This window comes from Clostridium sp. (assembly GCF_017888565.1).
Lineage (GTDB): Bacteria > Bacillota > Clostridia > Clostridiales > Clostridiaceae > Clostridium.
On record NZ_JAGHFX010000058.1, the window covers coordinates 82,497 to 98,674 of the forward strand.

Sequence of the window (16,178 nt, forward strand, 5' to 3'; positions counted from 1 at the left end):
TGGAATATATAATATAACAACTAGAAAAGGCAAAAGAGGTTTATTACTTTAAATATAATATAGTATTAATAAAGGAACCCAAATCAAATTATTAGATTTTTGTGGGTTCCTTTATTATATATTTTTTTGATTTAAGATGCAAACTATAAAATTATTAAAATTTAATTATGAGAAAAAAAATGTTATAGATGTATTTAAAAATGAGTATTCTGAATAAGATTTTATTTTGATTTTTATCAGAATAAAATACCTAAAACAAACTAAAAATATATATGGTAGATTTATAAAATAAAATTAATAAATAACTTAAGATGATGTTGTTAAAGGAGTGTAAAGAACAATGCAGAAAAAAATAGGCCGCATAATAATATACGCAATAATTTTAACATTAACTATGTCTAATATAGCGTATGCACAACCACCAGAACAAATAGCACCAATAGCACCATATGGACCAAAAGTTGAAGATTTGAAAAATAAGGAAGAGCTTGTAAGAAGTTTACGAGAAATTGAAACAATAAGAAAAAATTTAAGTGCTATAAACATAAATGCTGATTCAACTCCAGAAGATTTGAAATCTATTAATCAAGATTTAGAATATTATATACAACAATTTGAGACTATTGAGAAAAATTTACAAAATCATAAAGTTTCATATAAAGATTCTTTTTCAGACGTATTCTTTTCAGAACAAATTTTATTTGTAGCTGGAAGTTTTGTTATAAGTATAAGACAACAACAAAATTTAATAAGAGAGTTGGAAAGTAATAGAGAAGAAGCAAAAAAATTATTTTATTCATCATATTTAATACCAGTATATTATTATCTTACTTTAGGAGACAATATGATAGCTTATATCGAAACATATTTTAGGATAACTTAAAAAACTTTTATATTTTAATTATTGATATATAATGATAGCCACTAAAATAAACTGAGATTTTAGTGGCTTTTTATTTTATACAATTAAAAACAAATTTACTTTAAGTTACAATAATTTAATATTTGTACTAGATAGAATAATTAATGAATATTTTCTATGAAAAAAGTGACAATAAATATAAAATAAATACTATATTTATTGTCACTTTGGTTATTAATAAAAGAAGTGAAAAATTTATTAGAGTTTTTTATTAGTTGGAAGCTTTAATTCATTATCTACTTTACTTGGTTGTTTCCCTTATCTTTATTATTGTTGTCCCTATTTTTCCCAAAATTACTCTTGTTATTTTTATTTTTGTTATATTGAGAACTACCCATATATATCACCACCTTACTTTAATACTTATTATTTGCGTAAAAAGTTCTTGATATTCACTCAAAAGCAAGTGTAAATTAAAGCAAATTAGTAATATATAGCTTATTTGTTTGTAGTAGCAATGTAAGGTAGTTGGAAGCTGGTTTTGGCATAATTATTTATTATTTTTGTATAATTAATTTAAAATAATGCTATGAATATATACTTTGATGTTAAGATTAGTTGATAGAAATTAAGTGTAAAGTTAAATATAATAAGTATGAAAGGTATGATAAATATGATTTGCGAAAATTTAAAAAGGTTAAGAAAAATATATCAGTATACTCAAGAGCAAGTAGCAGAAAAGATAAATGTTTCAAGACAATCTATTGCAAAATGGGAAAGTGGCGAATCTACACCTGATATAATTAGTTGTACTGAACTTGCAAAATTATATAATGTAACAATAGATAATTTAGTTAGCCATTCAGAAGAAGAGTCAGGCATTGTAATACCACCAAAAGGAAAATACTTTTTTGGAGCTGTTACAGTTGGAGAGCGGGGGCAAATTGTAATTCCTAAAGATGCAAGAGAAGTTTTTAATATTAATTCAGGAGATAAGCTATTGATATTAGGAGATGAAGATAGAGGACTTGCAATTGTGCATCAAAGGAATTTAATAAACTTCATAGGAGAAATAGGAATTCCAAGAGAAAATAATGATTAGTAGTAAAATAAATTGATAAGGGATGATTTGAGATGAGTAAAATAGTATTTTTTTGTATTCCTGCAAGTGGACATACAAATCCTACTATTGAAGTAGTAAGAGAATTAGTAATTAGAGGCAATGAAGTATGGTATTATTCATTTAATGAATTTAAAGATAAAATTCAAGATGCAGGTGCAAATTTTATAAGCTGTGATGATTATCTTCCAGAATTACGTCCACAAGATGAGAAAAAAATAGGTAAGGATTTTTCAGCTTTAATAGAAATGGTAGTGGATACAACTATAGCTTTAGATAAAAAAGTATGTGCTGAATTAGAAAGTATTAAACCTGACTGTATTGTATCAGATTCTTTATGCTTTTGGGGGAAATTATTTGCTGAAAAATTGGATATTCCTTATATATGTTCAACAACAACTTTTGCATTTAATAAATATACAGCAAAAATGATGAAGCAAGGGCTTAAAGAAATTATCCGTATGATTTTAGGCGTGGGACGAATTAATAAAAAATTAGAATTATTAAGAAGTCATGGATATTATGTTAAGGACTTTATTTCTATAATTCAAAATGATAATGAAACAAACACTATTGTATATACATCAAAGGAATTTCAGCCAATGGTAGACACCTTTTCTTCGAAATATTATTTTGTAGGACCATCGGTTGCAAATATTACAATTAAAAAAGAAGAAAGAAAGCGTAAGAAAATATATATTTCACTTGGAACTGTAAATAATAAAAATATTAAATTTTATAAAAACTGTATTAATGCATTTAAAGATTGTGATTTAGACGTTGTTATGTCAATTGGAAAGGGAACTTCAATTTCGGAACTAGGTATTATACCAGGTAATTTTGAAGTGAAAAACAGTGTAGAGCAAATTAAAGTTCTTCAAAATGTAGATGTGTTTATTACTCATTGCGGAATGAATAGTGTTAATGAAAGTTTATATTATGGAGTTCCTATGGTTATGTATCCTAGGCAATCAGAACAAGGTATGGTATGTAGGAGAGTTGCTGATTTGGGTGCTGGAATAGTTTTAAAAGGTAATAACCCTAAATACATTAAGGAAGCATTATTGGAGGTTACAAGGAACAATAAATATAAAGAAAATGCAGAAAAATTAGGAAAGAGCTTTAGAAGTGCAGGAGGATATAAAGAAGCAGCAGATACAGTGATAAGTCTTATAAGTCATAGTAAATCTAATAACTTTTAAATATAGAATTAGACCTAATATGAAATATAATTATAGATATAGTTATTGATTTTTTAAGTAAAAAATTAAATTAAAGTATAATTTTTAGTATATGGGACTGTATAAAATAAAGTTTATACAGTCCCTAGACTTATATATTTTAAGATTATTGAATTCTTACATATTTACATTAATTCACACCATCTCTAGTACAGGTATATTTAAAAGGTGGTTGAGTTTGAAGATAAAATCCATTTCTAACTTGAGAAATCCAATTTTAAAAATTTTCTAACCAAGCGCTTCTATTAAAAAATCTTGAGCATTCTTATTTTACTTTAATATATATATTTTTCAAGGTATCTAAAAAATATATACTCTGAAACTATTAGAGCTTGAGTACGAGAAACTATGTTATAATTCTTGCGAACAAAAGATGTTGAAGTAACATAAAGGGATTTATCAGCAAGTTTTGATTGAGAATTATTGCTTAAATCGGTAAGCGATATTATTTTAACACCTCTAGTTTTAGCTATATTTAATGCCTTTAATACTTGTATAGTTTCTCCTGACATAGAGACTGCAAAGATAAGATCATTGGATGTTAAAGATGCAGCAGCTATGTACATCATACTACTATCATCATAGTTAAAGGCTGTTTTTCCTATGGTTCTAAATTTCTTTGCTACCTCAGAGCAAACTAGTCTAGATGAGCCTTCTCCAAAAAATTCTATTCTATTTGCATTATGTAAAAGATCTAAGATTTCTTCTAAAATATCTTCATTAATAAGTTCAATAGATTTATTTATATCTTTAAAAAGGTTAGGTGAATTTTCATTAAAGTGATTGTTAAAAGTTTCTTCGGAACTTTTTATATTTAATGCAAAAGATGCTTTAAATTCTGCAAAACCTGCAAAACCTAGCTTTTTGCAGAAACGAACTATAGAAGCTGGAGATGTATAGGTATTTTCAGCTAAATCATTAATTTTAATTGATTTAATATCATTAGCACGTTTCATGCAAAAATTTAAAATATCTAATTCATTTTTATTTAGTTTATCTGTATTTGTACTTATCATTTTATAGAAATCCATTGTTTGTCCCCTTTTAAGTTAGTGATAGCCTCGTAGTGAAAATTATTTCATCAAATGAAAATTTTTTAATTTTTGAATAAAATTGATAAAGGTATAAAGAGCCTTTAAAAACATTTTCATGCCTAATATAATTATACATGTAGCTGGCACTACAAACAATAATTTAATCTAAGGAGTTGGTAGAGATGAAGAAATTTAATGTGACACTAGTTGGTGGGGGAAGTACTTGGACACCAGGTTTATTACAAACACTATGCAAATTGAAGGAAAGATTTCCATTAAATAAATTAGTTCTATTTGATATAAATGAGGAAAGACAAGCAGTTATAGGAGAATTTGCTAAGGTATTATTTAAAGAAGAGTATCCTGAATTGGATTTTAAATATACAACTAAGGTTGAAGAAGCATATAATGAGGTTGATTTTGTATTTATGCAAATGAGAACTGGGGGATATGAAATGAGAGAAAAGGATGAAAAGATACCACTAAGCATGGGACTAATTGGACAAGAAACTTGTGGAGCAGGTGGATTTGCTTACGGGTTAAGATCTATTAGAGATATGATAGATACAGTTAATGATATCAGATCTTATTCAAAAGATGCATGGATATTAAATTATACTAACCCAGCAGCAATAGTGGCTGAAGCAATTAGAAGAGAATTCCCAGAAGATAAGAGAATACTTAATATCTGTGATCAACCTGTAAACCTTTTGAGATCTTATGGAAGAATATTAGGACGAGATTCAAAGGATTTTGAACCTGTCTATTTTGGATTAAATCACTTTGGATGGTTCACTAATCTTTATGATTCAGAAGGTAATGATTTAGTACCAGAATTAAAGATTTTAATAAAAGAAAGAGGATTCTTGCCTGTTGATGCTGAACAAAGAGATCAATCTTGGTTAGATACGTATGGCATGGTTCAGAACATGTGTGAAGATTTTAGCGATTATTTACCAAATACTTATCTTCAATACTACTTATATCCAGATTACAAGGTGAAAAAATTAAATCCAGAATATACAAGAGCAAATGAGGTTATGGATGGTAGAGAAAAAAGAGTATTTGAAGAGTGCCAAAAAGTAATTGATCATGGAACTATGGAAGGATGCGAAATGGTTCATAATGATGCACATAGTGAATTTATGATTCAAGTTGCAGAATCTATAGCATATAATCAAGGGAAAATCTTTATTGTAATAGTAGAAAATAATGGAGCAATATCAAATATTCAAGATGATGCAATGGTAGAAGTCGCTGCAGTATTAACAGCTAACGGACCAAGACCACTTAGAGTAGGAAAGATAGGAACCTTCTATAAAGGTTTAATAGAAGCACAATTAGCTTATGAAAAGTTAGCTGTAGATGCTTATTTTGAAGGATCTTATTCAAAGGCACTTCAAGCATTAACTTTAAATAGAACAATTGTAGACGCATATAAAGCAAGAAAAATTTTAGATAAACTGATTGAAGCTAATAAAGAATACTGGCCAGAATTTAAGTAATAATTAAATAAATTAAAAATATTAAAAGAAGATATAAGTTAATAAATTGACTAAATAATACAATAGTAAAATTGACCTGATTGAGGTATATGTTGAATAGAAAGAGAAATGACAATATCTTAGTCAGGTCATATAAATATTATAAAAAGGGAGAGACATCATTTATGAAAGATTCAAAGTATTTTGCAGCCTTTCAACAGTTAGGAAAGGTTCTTATGACACCAGTTATGTTACTACCAATAGCGGGTATTTTACTTGGGATTGGAGCAGCATTTACAAGTACAAATTTAGTAAGTACATTTCCATTGCTTGCAAACGATTACTTGAGGTTATTCTTTAATTTATGTAAATCAGCAGGAAATTCAGTATTTAATTTTTTACCAATAATATTTGCTATATCTATAGCAATTGGATATGCCAAAAAAGAAAAAGGAATAGCAGCATTAGCATCAGTGATTGCTTTTATAACTATGCATAATATTATGAGTACTTTATTAATGCATTTAGGAAAGCTTAATCCAAGTAGCTTAACTACAGGTCAATCATTAGTTTTAGGAATACCTTCATTAGATGTTGGAGTATTTGGTGGAATTATAGTAGGTTTTATGGTAGCTTTCCTACATAATAAATTTTACAATATTGCATTACCACCAGTATTAGGGATTTTCAGTGGAACAAAATTTGTACCAATGATTTCAATATTATGTTCATTAATTTTAGGTTTTATAATGGCGGGAATTTGGCCAGCGATTCAAGGGGGATTAACTTCATTAAGTAATTTAATTAATTCTACAGGGGCATTTGGAACAGTTATTTACGGTTTATCAGAACGTGCGCTTTTACCTTTTGGATTACACCATTTTGTTTATTTACCATTTTTCTTCACTAATTTAGGTGGATCAGCAATAATTGATGGAAATATAGTAGAGGGAGCAGTTAACATATACCAAGCTCAATTAGCATCTCCATTAGCAATGTTTGATATTGATGTAACAAGATTTATAATGAATGGTAAAATAATTGTAGCTGCATTTGGTTTAATAGGTGGGGCTTTGGCAATGTATAAGACTGCAAAGCCAGAAAAGAAAAATATAGTTAGAGGGTTAATAATTGCAGCAGCAATACCAGCTTTCTTTACAGGGATTACAGAGCCGATTGAATATTCATTCTTATTTGTAGCACCAATGTTATTTGTAGTTCATTCACTTTATTCAGGACTTGCATATTTCTTAACTTATATTCTACAAGTAAACGTTCCAGGAACATCAGCGTTTGGAGGACCATTCTTAAGTACAATATTTAATGGTATAATGCAAGCTGATAAGGGTTCAAACTGGATTTGGATACCTATTTTAGGGATTATTTTCTTCTTTTTATACTACTTTACATTTAAATTTATGATATTAAAGTTTAATTATAAAACTCCAGGAAGAGAAGATGAAATAGTAGATGAGACATCAGAAAATAATAATTTATCTAAAGCAGATGTATTATACGATATTATAGAGGGACTAGGTGGACAAGATAATATACTACATGTTGATGCATGCTTCACAAGATTAAGAGTAAAGGTTAAGAATAAAGAAATTGTAGGAGATGCGAATCTTTGGAAAAAGCTTGGTGCCAATGGTGTTGTTCAAGTAAGTGATGGAGTACAAGTTATCTATGGTTCTAAAGCAGATGTATATAAAACTCAAATTAGAGAAGTATTAGGTGTTGAGTAATTAGATTAAAAGCTTATTATTAAATATCTTATTATAAATTTTACAATAAAAAATCATTTTTTAACTAAGAACTATATAGATAGATAAATCTCTCAATTTTAAATTGAGAGATTTTTCATATTAAGTAATAAATTTCGAATCAAATTTAGATTTTAGATAGTTTTCATCTTATATAAAAGTATGAGTAACAAAAATTTCATAATGTGAAATTTTTCAATTTTTATTTATTTCACATGATATAGTATAAACATCAAGAGAAAACATTTACAAAAAGGAGATGATTGCAATGAAAAAAAATGCAGTAGTTATTGTTGGTGCAGGAAGCACACACACACCAGGTATAATACAAAGTTTATTACAAAAAAAGGATGATTTTCCTTTAAGAAAATTAGCTCTATTTGATATTGATGAGAAGAGACTAAATTTAGTATATGATATTATGAAACAATTTATTGAAGAAACTTATCCTGATCTTGAAGTAATTGTAACAACAGATGAAGAAAAAGCTTATACAGGTGTAGATTTTGTTTTTGCTCAAATTAGACAAGGTGGGCTAAAATTAAGAAGTTCAGATGAAAAAATTCCATTAAAATATGGAGTAGTTGGACAAGAAACTTGTGGACCTGGAGGATCAATTTCTTATGGTATGCGTTCGATTCCAGCTATAATTCATATGATAAAGATGGCAAAAAAATATTCTCCTAATTGTTGGGTATTAAATTACTCTAATCCAGCAGCTGTTGTTGCAGAAGCTACAAGAAGAGAATTTAATAATGAGAGAGTATTAAATATATGTGATATGCCAACAGCTATTCTACTATCTTATTCTAAGATGTTAGGTTTAGAAAGCTGGCAATCTCTAGATCCATGTTATTTTGGATTAAACCATTTTGGATGGTTTACAGCTTTATTTGATAAAGATGGAAATGATCGTTTACCAGAGTTAAGAGAAATGATATTAACTTCTGGAATGACAGCTTCAAGTGATAAACATCATAAAGATCCAGATTGGCAAAAGACGTGGAAACAGTATGCTAAGATAGTGAAGGATTATCCAGAATATTTACCAAACAGTTATCTTCAATACTATTTATATTCATCAGATATGGTAGACAAGATGGATATAAATCGTACTAGAGCAGATATGGTTATAGAAGGCCGTGAAACAGAGATGTTTGCAGAACATAAAAAATACTTAGAATCACCAGAAACGTATAAGAGCCCATTACAAGAGTTCACAGTATTCGGAGATTTTATAGTTGATGCAGCAGCATCTATTGCATACAATAAGGGAGAACGTTTCCTAGTAATCGTTGAGAATAATGGAGCTATTCCTAATATTCGAGCTGATGCTATGGTAGAAGTACCTGCATATATACGTTCATGGGGGCCAGAGCCTATATCAATTCCTGCAATTTCAACCTTCTATAAAGGAATGATAGAAAATCAAGTAGCTTCAGAAAAATTAGCAGTTGATGCATATTTTGAAAATTCTTACGAGAAAGCTTTACAAGCTATAGCAATAAATAAAACAGTACCATCTACAACAGTTGCAAGACAAATATTGGATGACTTGATTGAAGCAAATGGTGATTACTGGCCAGAGTTAAAATAGTAGTGATTCAAGGATAAGGGGGAGATTTTTATGGATAAGAAAAAATTATTTAGCTCATTCCAAAAGCTAGGTAAAGTTTTAATGGCACCAGTTTTATTACTTCCTATTTCAGGGATACTTGTTGGAATAGGGAGTGCATTCACTAATGCGAGTTTAGTTAAAGTAGCTCCATTTTTAAATAATAGTTTTTTCTCTTTGCTTTTTCAACTTATGAAAGATGCAGGGAACGTTGTAAATAACAATATTTCAATAATATTTGCTATATGTATTGCTTATGGATATGCAAAGTCAGAGAAAGCTACAGCAGCATTATCAGGTTTCTTAGGATATATGACAATGAATACTGTTATGGGGAGTTTTCTTATTGCTAGGGGCATTATAGATACAAGTAATTTAATAACAGGTCAAAAGGCAATTTTAGGTGTGGTAACACTAGATACAGGAGTATTTGGTGGAATAATAATTGGTCTTGTAGTAAGTTATCTTCATAATAAATATTATAAGATTCAATTACCAGCAGTATTGGGAATATTTAATGGAACTCGTTTTATACCAGCAATTACTATTATTGTAGCAAGTCTTGTGGGAATAGGGTTATCATTTATTTTTCCACCAATTCAAAATGCTTTACAGTTATCTTCCGAATTTATTAATTCAACAGGTGTATTTGGAGCCTTTGTATACGGATTTTCTGAACGTATTTTACTACCTTTTGGTTTACATCATTTTATATATCTACCATTCTTCTTTACATCACTTGGCGGAATAATGGAGATTGGAGGACAAATAGTTGAAGGTGCAGTTAATATATATAACGCTATATTAAATACTCCAGGAGCTATGTTTGACATAAATATAAGTCGTTATGTAATGAATGGAAAGGTATTATTTGCAATGTTTGGTTTGACTGGAGCAGCTCTTGCTATATATAAAACAGCGCATAAGAAGAATAGAAAAAAAGTAGCTTCTCTTATGATAGCTGCAGTAATACCTTGTGCTTTAATGGGAATTACAGAGCCATTAGAATATAGTTTCTTATTCGTAGCACCTATACTTTTTGGAGTACACGCATTATTATCAGGTATAGCTTATGTAATTACTTATCTTGTTTCATTTAATGTAGCTGGACCATCAGCATTTGGAGGACCATTACTATCATGGATATTTAACGGAATACTAAATGCTGATAAGGGATCAAATTGGTATTGGTTACTTATTTTTGGACCTATATACTTTGTTATATATTATTATGTATTTAAAGTTGTAATAATTAAACTTAACTTAAAAACTCCAGGAAGAGAAGTTGAAGAAAATAGAGAGGATACATTAAGTGAAAGTAATACAGGGGATTTAATTCCTAGAATAGTAGAAGCTGTTGGTGGTAAGGAAAACATTTTAAAAGTTGAAGCATGTTTTACAAGATTACGTTTGTCATTGAAAGATACATCAATAATAGAACCAAATGAGTACTTTAAAAATGAATTGTCTGCTAATGGAATCGTTAAGGTTTCAGATGGAGTACAAATAATTTATGGAAATAAGGCTTCTGTTTATAAGACTGAAATGAGAGAATTCTTAGGATTAGAGTAATATTATAAAAAATATAGGCTAGTTTTTACTATCCTATATTTTTTATATTTAAGAATGTATAATATAATTGTATACATTCAATAAGTGGAGGGAATCATGTACTCATTTTTTTCTAATTTAAAAAGATGCGTAGAAGAAATAACAGAATACTCTTCTACTGATAGTTATATAGCTCAATATATTTTACATAACCATGAAAAAATACCTAAAATGACTATATTTGATATTGCAAAAGAATGCAACACTTCAGCAGCTACGGTAACTAGATTTTGCAAGCGTGTTAATAATTCAAGCTTTAAGGAATTAAAGGAAGATGTTATTGTTTATAATGAATTTTTAGAAGGGGAAATAAATCATAAGAGCATTGATAATTATGAAGTAGATATCAATAGTAATGATATTTTAGAAAATTATTTCGAATCAGTTCATAAATCTTTTAATGAAACAAAAAAGCTAATTAGTGAAGAAAAATTACTTAAAGTTGTTGAGTGGATTAATAAAGCCAAAGCTATTTATGTTTTCGGAAGTTCTTTTTCTAATATTATTGCTAAAAGTTTTAGTGAAAAGTTTACTCGTTTAGATAAAACAACATATTCTTTTCCTACATTAAAGAGTCAACTATTAGCTATAGAGAATATGAAAAAAGATGACGTTGCAATAATAGTATCATTTTCAGGTACAACAAGACATATAAAACAGATACATACAATGCTAAGAGAAAAGAATATAAGAATAATTTGGATTACATCACAAAGAGAAAGTAATGACTCATTTAAGGAAATTAGATTATTAGTGAGTTCATTAAAAATGGATCAGTTTCAAACCGCTATAATCCAAGATCATGCATTAAATAGTATAGTTGATATTTTATATATATATTATGCGTATTTATATAATCAATAAATATAGCAAATTAAAGTAAAGTGTAGTTTTTAATATATGGGAGCTGTCGCACAATTTTACACTATACATTAAATAGATTTATGAGACAGCCCCCTAGATTTATATATTTTAAGATATTACTATATTTCTATATTAATTCACGCCATCTCTAGTGCAAGCATATCTAAAAGGTGGTTGAGTTTGAAGATAAAATCCATTTCTAACTTGAGAAATCCAATTTTGAAAAATTTGTAACCAAGCAGTACTATTAAAAAAATCCTCTAAAGGTAAATTCGGATTCCATTCTAGCAATAAGAAAGGCCCTATTCCAAAGGACCAAATTCCAGTTTGTTCAACAGTTGATTCTCTAATTAAAAGCATAGGAAGACCAAATTGAAAAGCCATGGCAGGTTCAATTTGTGCAAAAGGACTACCTTCCCAGGTTGTGAAGTTTAACTCTTCTCCTAAATTGTTTTCTAACGCTCTAACTTCTCTTTGAGCAAGATTAAGAGCTATAAAGCCATAGCTTGATAATATCATCCTTCTTATATTAGTGAGTGGTGGTTCAGGATATTGTTCAGTAACAGGTAGGGTTCTAGGAAGTAACAAAGCTTTTTTGATTTCCATAATGATAGTACTTACAAATTCTTGTTGAATTGAATTTAATCTGCTTGGATGGCTTAGAAAAACTGGTATTCTATATAAAAGACTTGAACATTCTTGTATTACATTATTTCCTGATGGTATAAAAGGATTTTCAGTATTTAGTTTACTTAACATAGTTATCTCATCTCCATAATAATTATTATTTTATCTTTTGATTCATATTACAGTATATAAAATGTGCAAATAAAATGTTAATTAAATTAAGTAATTTGTGAGATGATTATAAACAATTATTCAGATTTATATAAAAATAATAAGAAGATATATACTTTATAAAATAAAAGATATACAATTTAAATGTAGAACCTTAACAATTTATATTTACGTTTTTATGGAGGTATAATATGGAGTATGTAATTACTAAAGAAATGATAAAGAATTCATTAGTTAGTGAAGGGGATATGTCGAGCATTATTGAAGTTTTAAAGAAAGCTCAAAGTGGGCAAGAAATAACAGTAGCCTTTTTAGGTGGATCTATAACTCAAGGATGTAATGCAACTAAGCAGGAAGATTGCTATGCAAGTAAGATATATCTATGGTTTAAAGATACATTTAGTAATACAAATGTCAATTTTATAAATGCAGGGGTTGGAGCAACTGGATCAATTATAGGGGTTCATAGAGTTCAAAAACAAGTATTAGATAAGAAGCCGGATATAATATTTATTGACTTTGCTGTAAACGATAAAAGTATGATTTATGACAAGGTGGCTTATGAAAGCTTAGTAAGGAGAATACTATCAGTGAAAAATCCTCCAGCTATAGTGGAAGTATTTATGAGTAATTTCGATGGAAGCAATGTACAAGACCAGCAAATAGAAATTGGGAAAAAATATAATATTCCTATGATAAGTTTTAGAAATACAGTGCATTCAGAAATAGAAAAAGGAAATTTTAAATGGGAAGATGTAGCTACTGACGAAGTTCATCCAAATGATTATGGTCATTTCATAATATCAGAGCTATTAATTGATTTTATAAAAAATTTATTAGCTGATATAAATAAAACTGATAATACTAAAATTGCTAAAAAAGAAATTGATTTTGAAAGCACAGTATTTGGAGAAAAATATAAGAATGGATTTATAGAAAATAATAAGTGTTTAGAAGTCAGCAAAATAAAAGGTTTTGTTGAAGACAATAAAGGTTTCCAAATATTTCAGGATGGATGGAAATGCAATTTAGAAAAAGGAAATACAGCTTACTTATCAGTTGATATTGAAGGTAAAAATATATTTTTATTATACAAAAAATCAGTTAAAGAATCAGCAGGTAAAATGGAAGTAATAGTAGATGAAAATGATCCAATTATAATTGATACTTACTTTGAAGATGGATGGGGAGACTATTCAGCAACAGAGTTATTAGTTGAATCTGAAAATATATCTAATCATAGAATTGAAATAAGTGTAGTTGATGAAGAAAATGCGACGGAAACATATATAATGGGATTTTTAGTATCTTAGGAGGAAAGAGGTTATGTACTTAGAAGAATTTAATATGAAGGATTATAAATTTGTAGAAGCTGATAATTCTCATTATAAATATATGGGAAGAATTGATTTTGAAAATTCTAAGGCGCCAACAATTATTTATGCTGGTAGCATGATAAAAATTAAATTTAGCGGGACAAGTTTAAAAGTCTCTTTAAAGAATTATCATAATCATTATGAAAATGCTATTGGATTTATTATTGATAATGAAATAGAAGGTAAAGCTGTAATAAAAGATCACTATGAAGATATAGTAATAGATATTGCAGAAGGTTTAGAGGATAAATTACATGATTTAGTTTTGTATAAAAGATCTGATTCAGCTCATTATTTTGATTTTTATGGAATCATAATAGATAAAGATTCTTATACAGAAAAAGCACAACAAAAGTATAATAGAAGAATTGAGTGCTTTGGTGATTCAGTTTCAGCAGGAGAAGTATCTGAAGCAGTTGATTATATTGGTAAAGTAGATCCAGAAGGGCATGAAGGAATTTACTCTAATTCATGGTATTCATATTCAATGATAACAGCAAGAAACTTAGTAGCAGAAATTAATAATAATGCTCAGGGTGGAATTGCAGTAATGGATGGAACAGGTTATTTTAATCCGGATAGAGGATATTTAGGGGTAGAATTTACTTATAATAAGCTTAGATATAATCCAGAGCTTGGATATTGTAATGATTGGGATTTTTCAAGATATACACCACATGTAGTAATTATGGCACTAGGACAAAATGATGCTCATCCTGAAAATTATATAGATGATGATAAGGGAAAGAGAGAAATATGGAAATCTAAATATGCTGAAATAATAACAGATTTAAGAAGTAAATATCCAGAGGCTCTATTTATAGTTATAACAACTATTTTATGTCATAGTAAGGGATGGGATGATGCTCTTGATGAAATGGTTGATAAGTTAAATGATGAAAAGATAGTTAGATATAAGTTTAAAAGAAATGGGTGTGGAACTCCAGGTCATATAAGAATTCCAGAAGCAGAAGAAATGGCAAATGAATTAACTAGCTATATAGAATCTTTTGGAGAAAGTATATGGAAATAAGTTTGTTGTTTAAAAATATAACATTATTACAGAAATATAAACAATAATAAAGTATAAACAGCTTAAATATAGAAATTAAAGTTAATAGATAGTAAATTTAATATGTAATTGTTAACAAGTTTATTTAGCTAGTAAAATTATTAATTTATATCTAATATAGGAATATTTAATTTAAAGATAGTAAGATTGGGAGGATTTTTATGGAACACGTAAAGATATTTGGAGAAAAATTATGCAATATGCCTTGGCAAGACAAGCCAGAAGGCTTCGATGGAGTTATATGGAGACATGATGGTAATCCAATTATAAACTGGAATCCTACAAAAAAATCAGCAAGAATATTTAATAGTGCAGTATTACCTTATGAAGATGGATTTATAGGAATATTTAGAGCAGACCATAAAAATGGTAAGCCACAATTACATGTTGGTAGAAGTAAAGATGGACTAGCTTGGGACATTGAGGATGAAGAAATTCGTTGGAAAGATGAAGATGGTAATGATTACCAACCAAACTACTCTTATGATCCAAGATTAGTTAAAATTGAAGATACTTATTATATTGTTTGGTGTGCTGAATTTGGCGGAGCTGCACTTGGACTTGGAACAACAAAAGACTTTAAGGAATTTGTTAGACTTGAAAACCCATTTATTCCATTTAACAGAAATGGAGTTTTATTCCCAAGAAAAGTTAATGGAAAATACATGCTTTTAAGCAGACCAAGTGATAGTGGACATACTCCTTTTGGAGATATATTTATAAGTGAAAGTCCAGACTTAGTTCACTGGGGAAGACATAGAAGAGTTATGAGCAAAGGTGGTTCAGGCTGGTGGCAAGGAACTAAAATTGGAGGAGGAGCAACTCCAATAGAAACATCAGAAGGATGGCTAATGATTTATCATGGTGTATCTGGAACTTGTAATGGATTTGTTTATAGCATGGGAGCAGCAATTTTAGATAAAGAAAATCCTTCAAAAGTTTTATATAGAACAAGAGATTACTTATTAACTCCAGAAAAGGATTATGAAACAACAGGATTTGTTCCAAATGTAGCATTCCCTTGTGCAACATTGCAAGATGCTGAAACTGGAAGAATGGCTATTTATTATGGAGCAGCAGATACTTATGTAGCAGTAGCATATACACAAGTTGATGAGTTAGTTCAATATATAAAAGAAAATTCTGAGTTAGTATATGGAGATGATATAGAATTTAAATAATTATTAGTTAATAAAAAAATATATTTATAAATTTTGCTATACCTTTATATAAGAGTCGTTATAATATTATAATGGCTCTTATTTTTTTGATAAAGCAACAAGCATAAGCTCTACACTGTAGCAATAGAATTTATGTTATATGATATAATTTCTAATG

The 16,178-nt window shown here is 28.6% G+C and carries 13 protein-coding genes; 11 read left to right on the top strand and 2 right to left on the bottom strand.

Features of this window, described 5'->3' with window-relative positions:
* The first annotated feature begins 340 nt into the window (after positions 1-340).
* The 3 genes from J7M87_RS11055 (at position 341) to J7M87_RS11065 (ending at position 3,184) form a co-directional block, all read left to right on the top strand.
* Complete coding sequence (locus J7M87_RS11055) at positions 341-883, top strand: hypothetical protein (RefSeq protein ID WP_291651110.1); 543 nt, start codon at positions 341-343, stop codon at positions 881-883.
* 643 nt (positions 884-1,526) lie between these two features.
* Positions 1,527-1,964 (top strand): helix-turn-helix transcriptional regulator, encoded by a 438-nt coding sequence (locus J7M87_RS11060; protein ID WP_365845326.1) that lies wholly within the window; start codon positions 1,527-1,529, stop codon positions 1,962-1,964.
* Between the two features lie 32 nt (positions 1,965-1,996).
* Positions 1,997-3,184 carry a macrolide family glycosyltransferase gene (locus J7M87_RS11065; RefSeq protein WP_291651111.1) on the top strand — a complete coding sequence of 396 codons (1,188 nt, stop codon included), beginning with the start codon at positions 1,997-1,999 and terminating at the stop codon, positions 3,182-3,184.
* Between the two features lie 314 nt (positions 3,185-3,498).
* Here J7M87_RS11065 and J7M87_RS11070 read toward each other — a convergent pair whose 3' ends face one another.
* Positions 3,499-4,254, bottom strand: coding sequence for a MurR/RpiR family transcriptional regulator (locus tag J7M87_RS11070; RefSeq protein WP_291651112.1), 756 nt, complete (start codon positions 4,252-4,254; stop codon positions 3,499-3,501).
* 185 nt (positions 4,255-4,439) lie between these two features.
* Here J7M87_RS11070 and J7M87_RS11075 point away from each other — a divergent pair, with 185 nt between their 5' ends.
* The 5 genes from J7M87_RS11075 (at position 4,440) to J7M87_RS11095 (ending at position 11,594) form a co-directional block, all read left to right on the top strand.
* The gene (locus tag J7M87_RS11075) at positions 4,440-5,762 is read left to right on the top strand and encodes a 6-phospho-alpha-glucosidase (protein ID WP_291651113.1); all 1,323 of its coding nucleotides are present in this window, start codon (positions 4,440-4,442) and stop codon (positions 5,760-5,762) included.
* A gap of 164 nt (positions 5,763-5,926) precedes the next feature.
* Positions 5,927-7,486, top strand: a complete 1,560-nt coding sequence (locus J7M87_RS11080) for a PTS transporter subunit EIIC (RefSeq protein ID WP_291651114.1) — start codon at positions 5,927-5,929, stop codon at positions 7,484-7,486.
* Between the two features lie 286 nt (positions 7,487-7,772).
* Complete coding sequence (locus J7M87_RS11085; protein WP_291651115.1) at positions 7,773-9,101, top strand: 6-phospho-alpha-glucosidase; 1,329 nt, start codon at positions 7,773-7,775, stop codon at positions 9,099-9,101.
* 30 nt (positions 9,102-9,131) lie between these two features.
* Positions 9,132-10,691 (top strand): PTS transporter subunit EIIC, encoded by a 1,560-nt coding sequence (locus J7M87_RS11090; RefSeq protein WP_291651116.1) that lies wholly within the window; start codon positions 9,132-9,134, stop codon positions 10,689-10,691.
* 96 nt (positions 10,692-10,787) lie between these two features.
* Positions 10,788-11,594: a MurR/RpiR family transcriptional regulator gene (locus J7M87_RS11095; RefSeq protein WP_291651117.1), complete on the top strand. Its 807-nt coding sequence runs from the start codon at positions 10,788-10,790 to the stop codon at positions 11,592-11,594.
* 132 nt (positions 11,595-11,726) lie between these two features.
* Here J7M87_RS11095 and J7M87_RS11100 read toward each other — a convergent pair whose 3' ends face one another.
* The gene (locus J7M87_RS11100; RefSeq protein ID WP_291651118.1) at positions 11,727-12,353 is read right to left on the bottom strand and encodes a hypothetical protein; all 627 of its coding nucleotides are present in this window, start codon (positions 12,351-12,353) and stop codon (positions 11,727-11,729) included.
* A gap of 230 nt (positions 12,354-12,583) precedes the next feature.
* Here J7M87_RS11100 and J7M87_RS11105 point away from each other — a divergent pair, with 230 nt between their 5' ends.
* The 3 genes from J7M87_RS11105 to J7M87_RS11115 all read left to right on the top strand — a co-directional run bounded on the left by J7M87_RS11105 (position 12,584) and on the right by J7M87_RS11115 (position 16,021).
* Positions 12,584-13,705 carry an SGNH/GDSL hydrolase family protein gene (locus J7M87_RS11105; protein WP_291651119.1) on the top strand — a complete coding sequence of 374 codons (1,122 nt, stop codon included), beginning with the start codon at positions 12,584-12,586 and terminating at the stop codon, positions 13,703-13,705.
* Positions 13,706-13,718: 13 nt separating this feature from the next.
* Complete coding sequence (locus tag J7M87_RS11110; RefSeq protein WP_291651120.1) at positions 13,719-14,801, top strand: electron transporter RnfD; 1,083 nt, start codon at positions 13,719-13,721, stop codon at positions 14,799-14,801.
* Positions 14,802-15,001: 200 nt separating this feature from the next.
* Entirely contained in the window at positions 15,002-16,021 is a 1,020-nt protein-coding gene (locus J7M87_RS11115) for a glycoside hydrolase family 130 protein (RefSeq protein WP_291651121.1), read from the top strand.
* Positions 16,022-16,178 lie beyond the last annotated feature (157 nt).

Coding starts and splice junctions, on each gene's coding strand:
- J7M87_RS11055 (WP_291651110.1), top strand. CDS start 341: ATGCAGAAAAAAATAGGCCGCATAATAATATACGCAATAATTTTAACA.
- J7M87_RS11060 (WP_365845326.1), top strand. CDS start 1,527: ATGATAAATATGATTTGCGAAAATTTAAAAAGGTTAAGAAAAATATAT.
- J7M87_RS11065 (WP_291651111.1), top strand. CDS start 1,997: ATGAGTAAAATAGTATTTTTTTGTATTCCTGCAAGTGGACATACAAAT.
- J7M87_RS11070 (WP_291651112.1), bottom strand. CDS start 4,254: ATGGATTTCTATAAAATGATAAGTACAAATACAGATAAACTAAATAAA.
- J7M87_RS11075 (WP_291651113.1), top strand. CDS start 4,440: ATGAAGAAATTTAATGTGACACTAGTTGGTGGGGGAAGTACTTGGACA.
- J7M87_RS11080 (WP_291651114.1), top strand. CDS start 5,927: ATGAAAGATTCAAAGTATTTTGCAGCCTTTCAACAGTTAGGAAAGGTT.
- J7M87_RS11085 (WP_291651115.1), top strand. CDS start 7,773: ATGAAAAAAAATGCAGTAGTTATTGTTGGTGCAGGAAGCACACACACA.
- J7M87_RS11090 (WP_291651116.1), top strand. CDS start 9,132: ATGGATAAGAAAAAATTATTTAGCTCATTCCAAAAGCTAGGTAAAGTT.
- J7M87_RS11095 (WP_291651117.1), top strand. CDS start 10,788: ATGTACTCATTTTTTTCTAATTTAAAAAGATGCGTAGAAGAAATAACA.
- J7M87_RS11100 (WP_291651118.1), bottom strand. CDS start 12,353: ATGTTAAGTAAACTAAATACTGAAAATCCTTTTATACCATCAGGAAAT.
- J7M87_RS11105 (WP_291651119.1), top strand. CDS start 12,584: ATGGAGTATGTAATTACTAAAGAAATGATAAAGAATTCATTAGTTAGT.
- J7M87_RS11110 (WP_291651120.1), top strand. CDS start 13,719: ATGTACTTAGAAGAATTTAATATGAAGGATTATAAATTTGTAGAAGCT.
- J7M87_RS11115 (WP_291651121.1), top strand. CDS start 15,002: ATGGAACACGTAAAGATATTTGGAGAAAAATTATGCAATATGCCTTGG.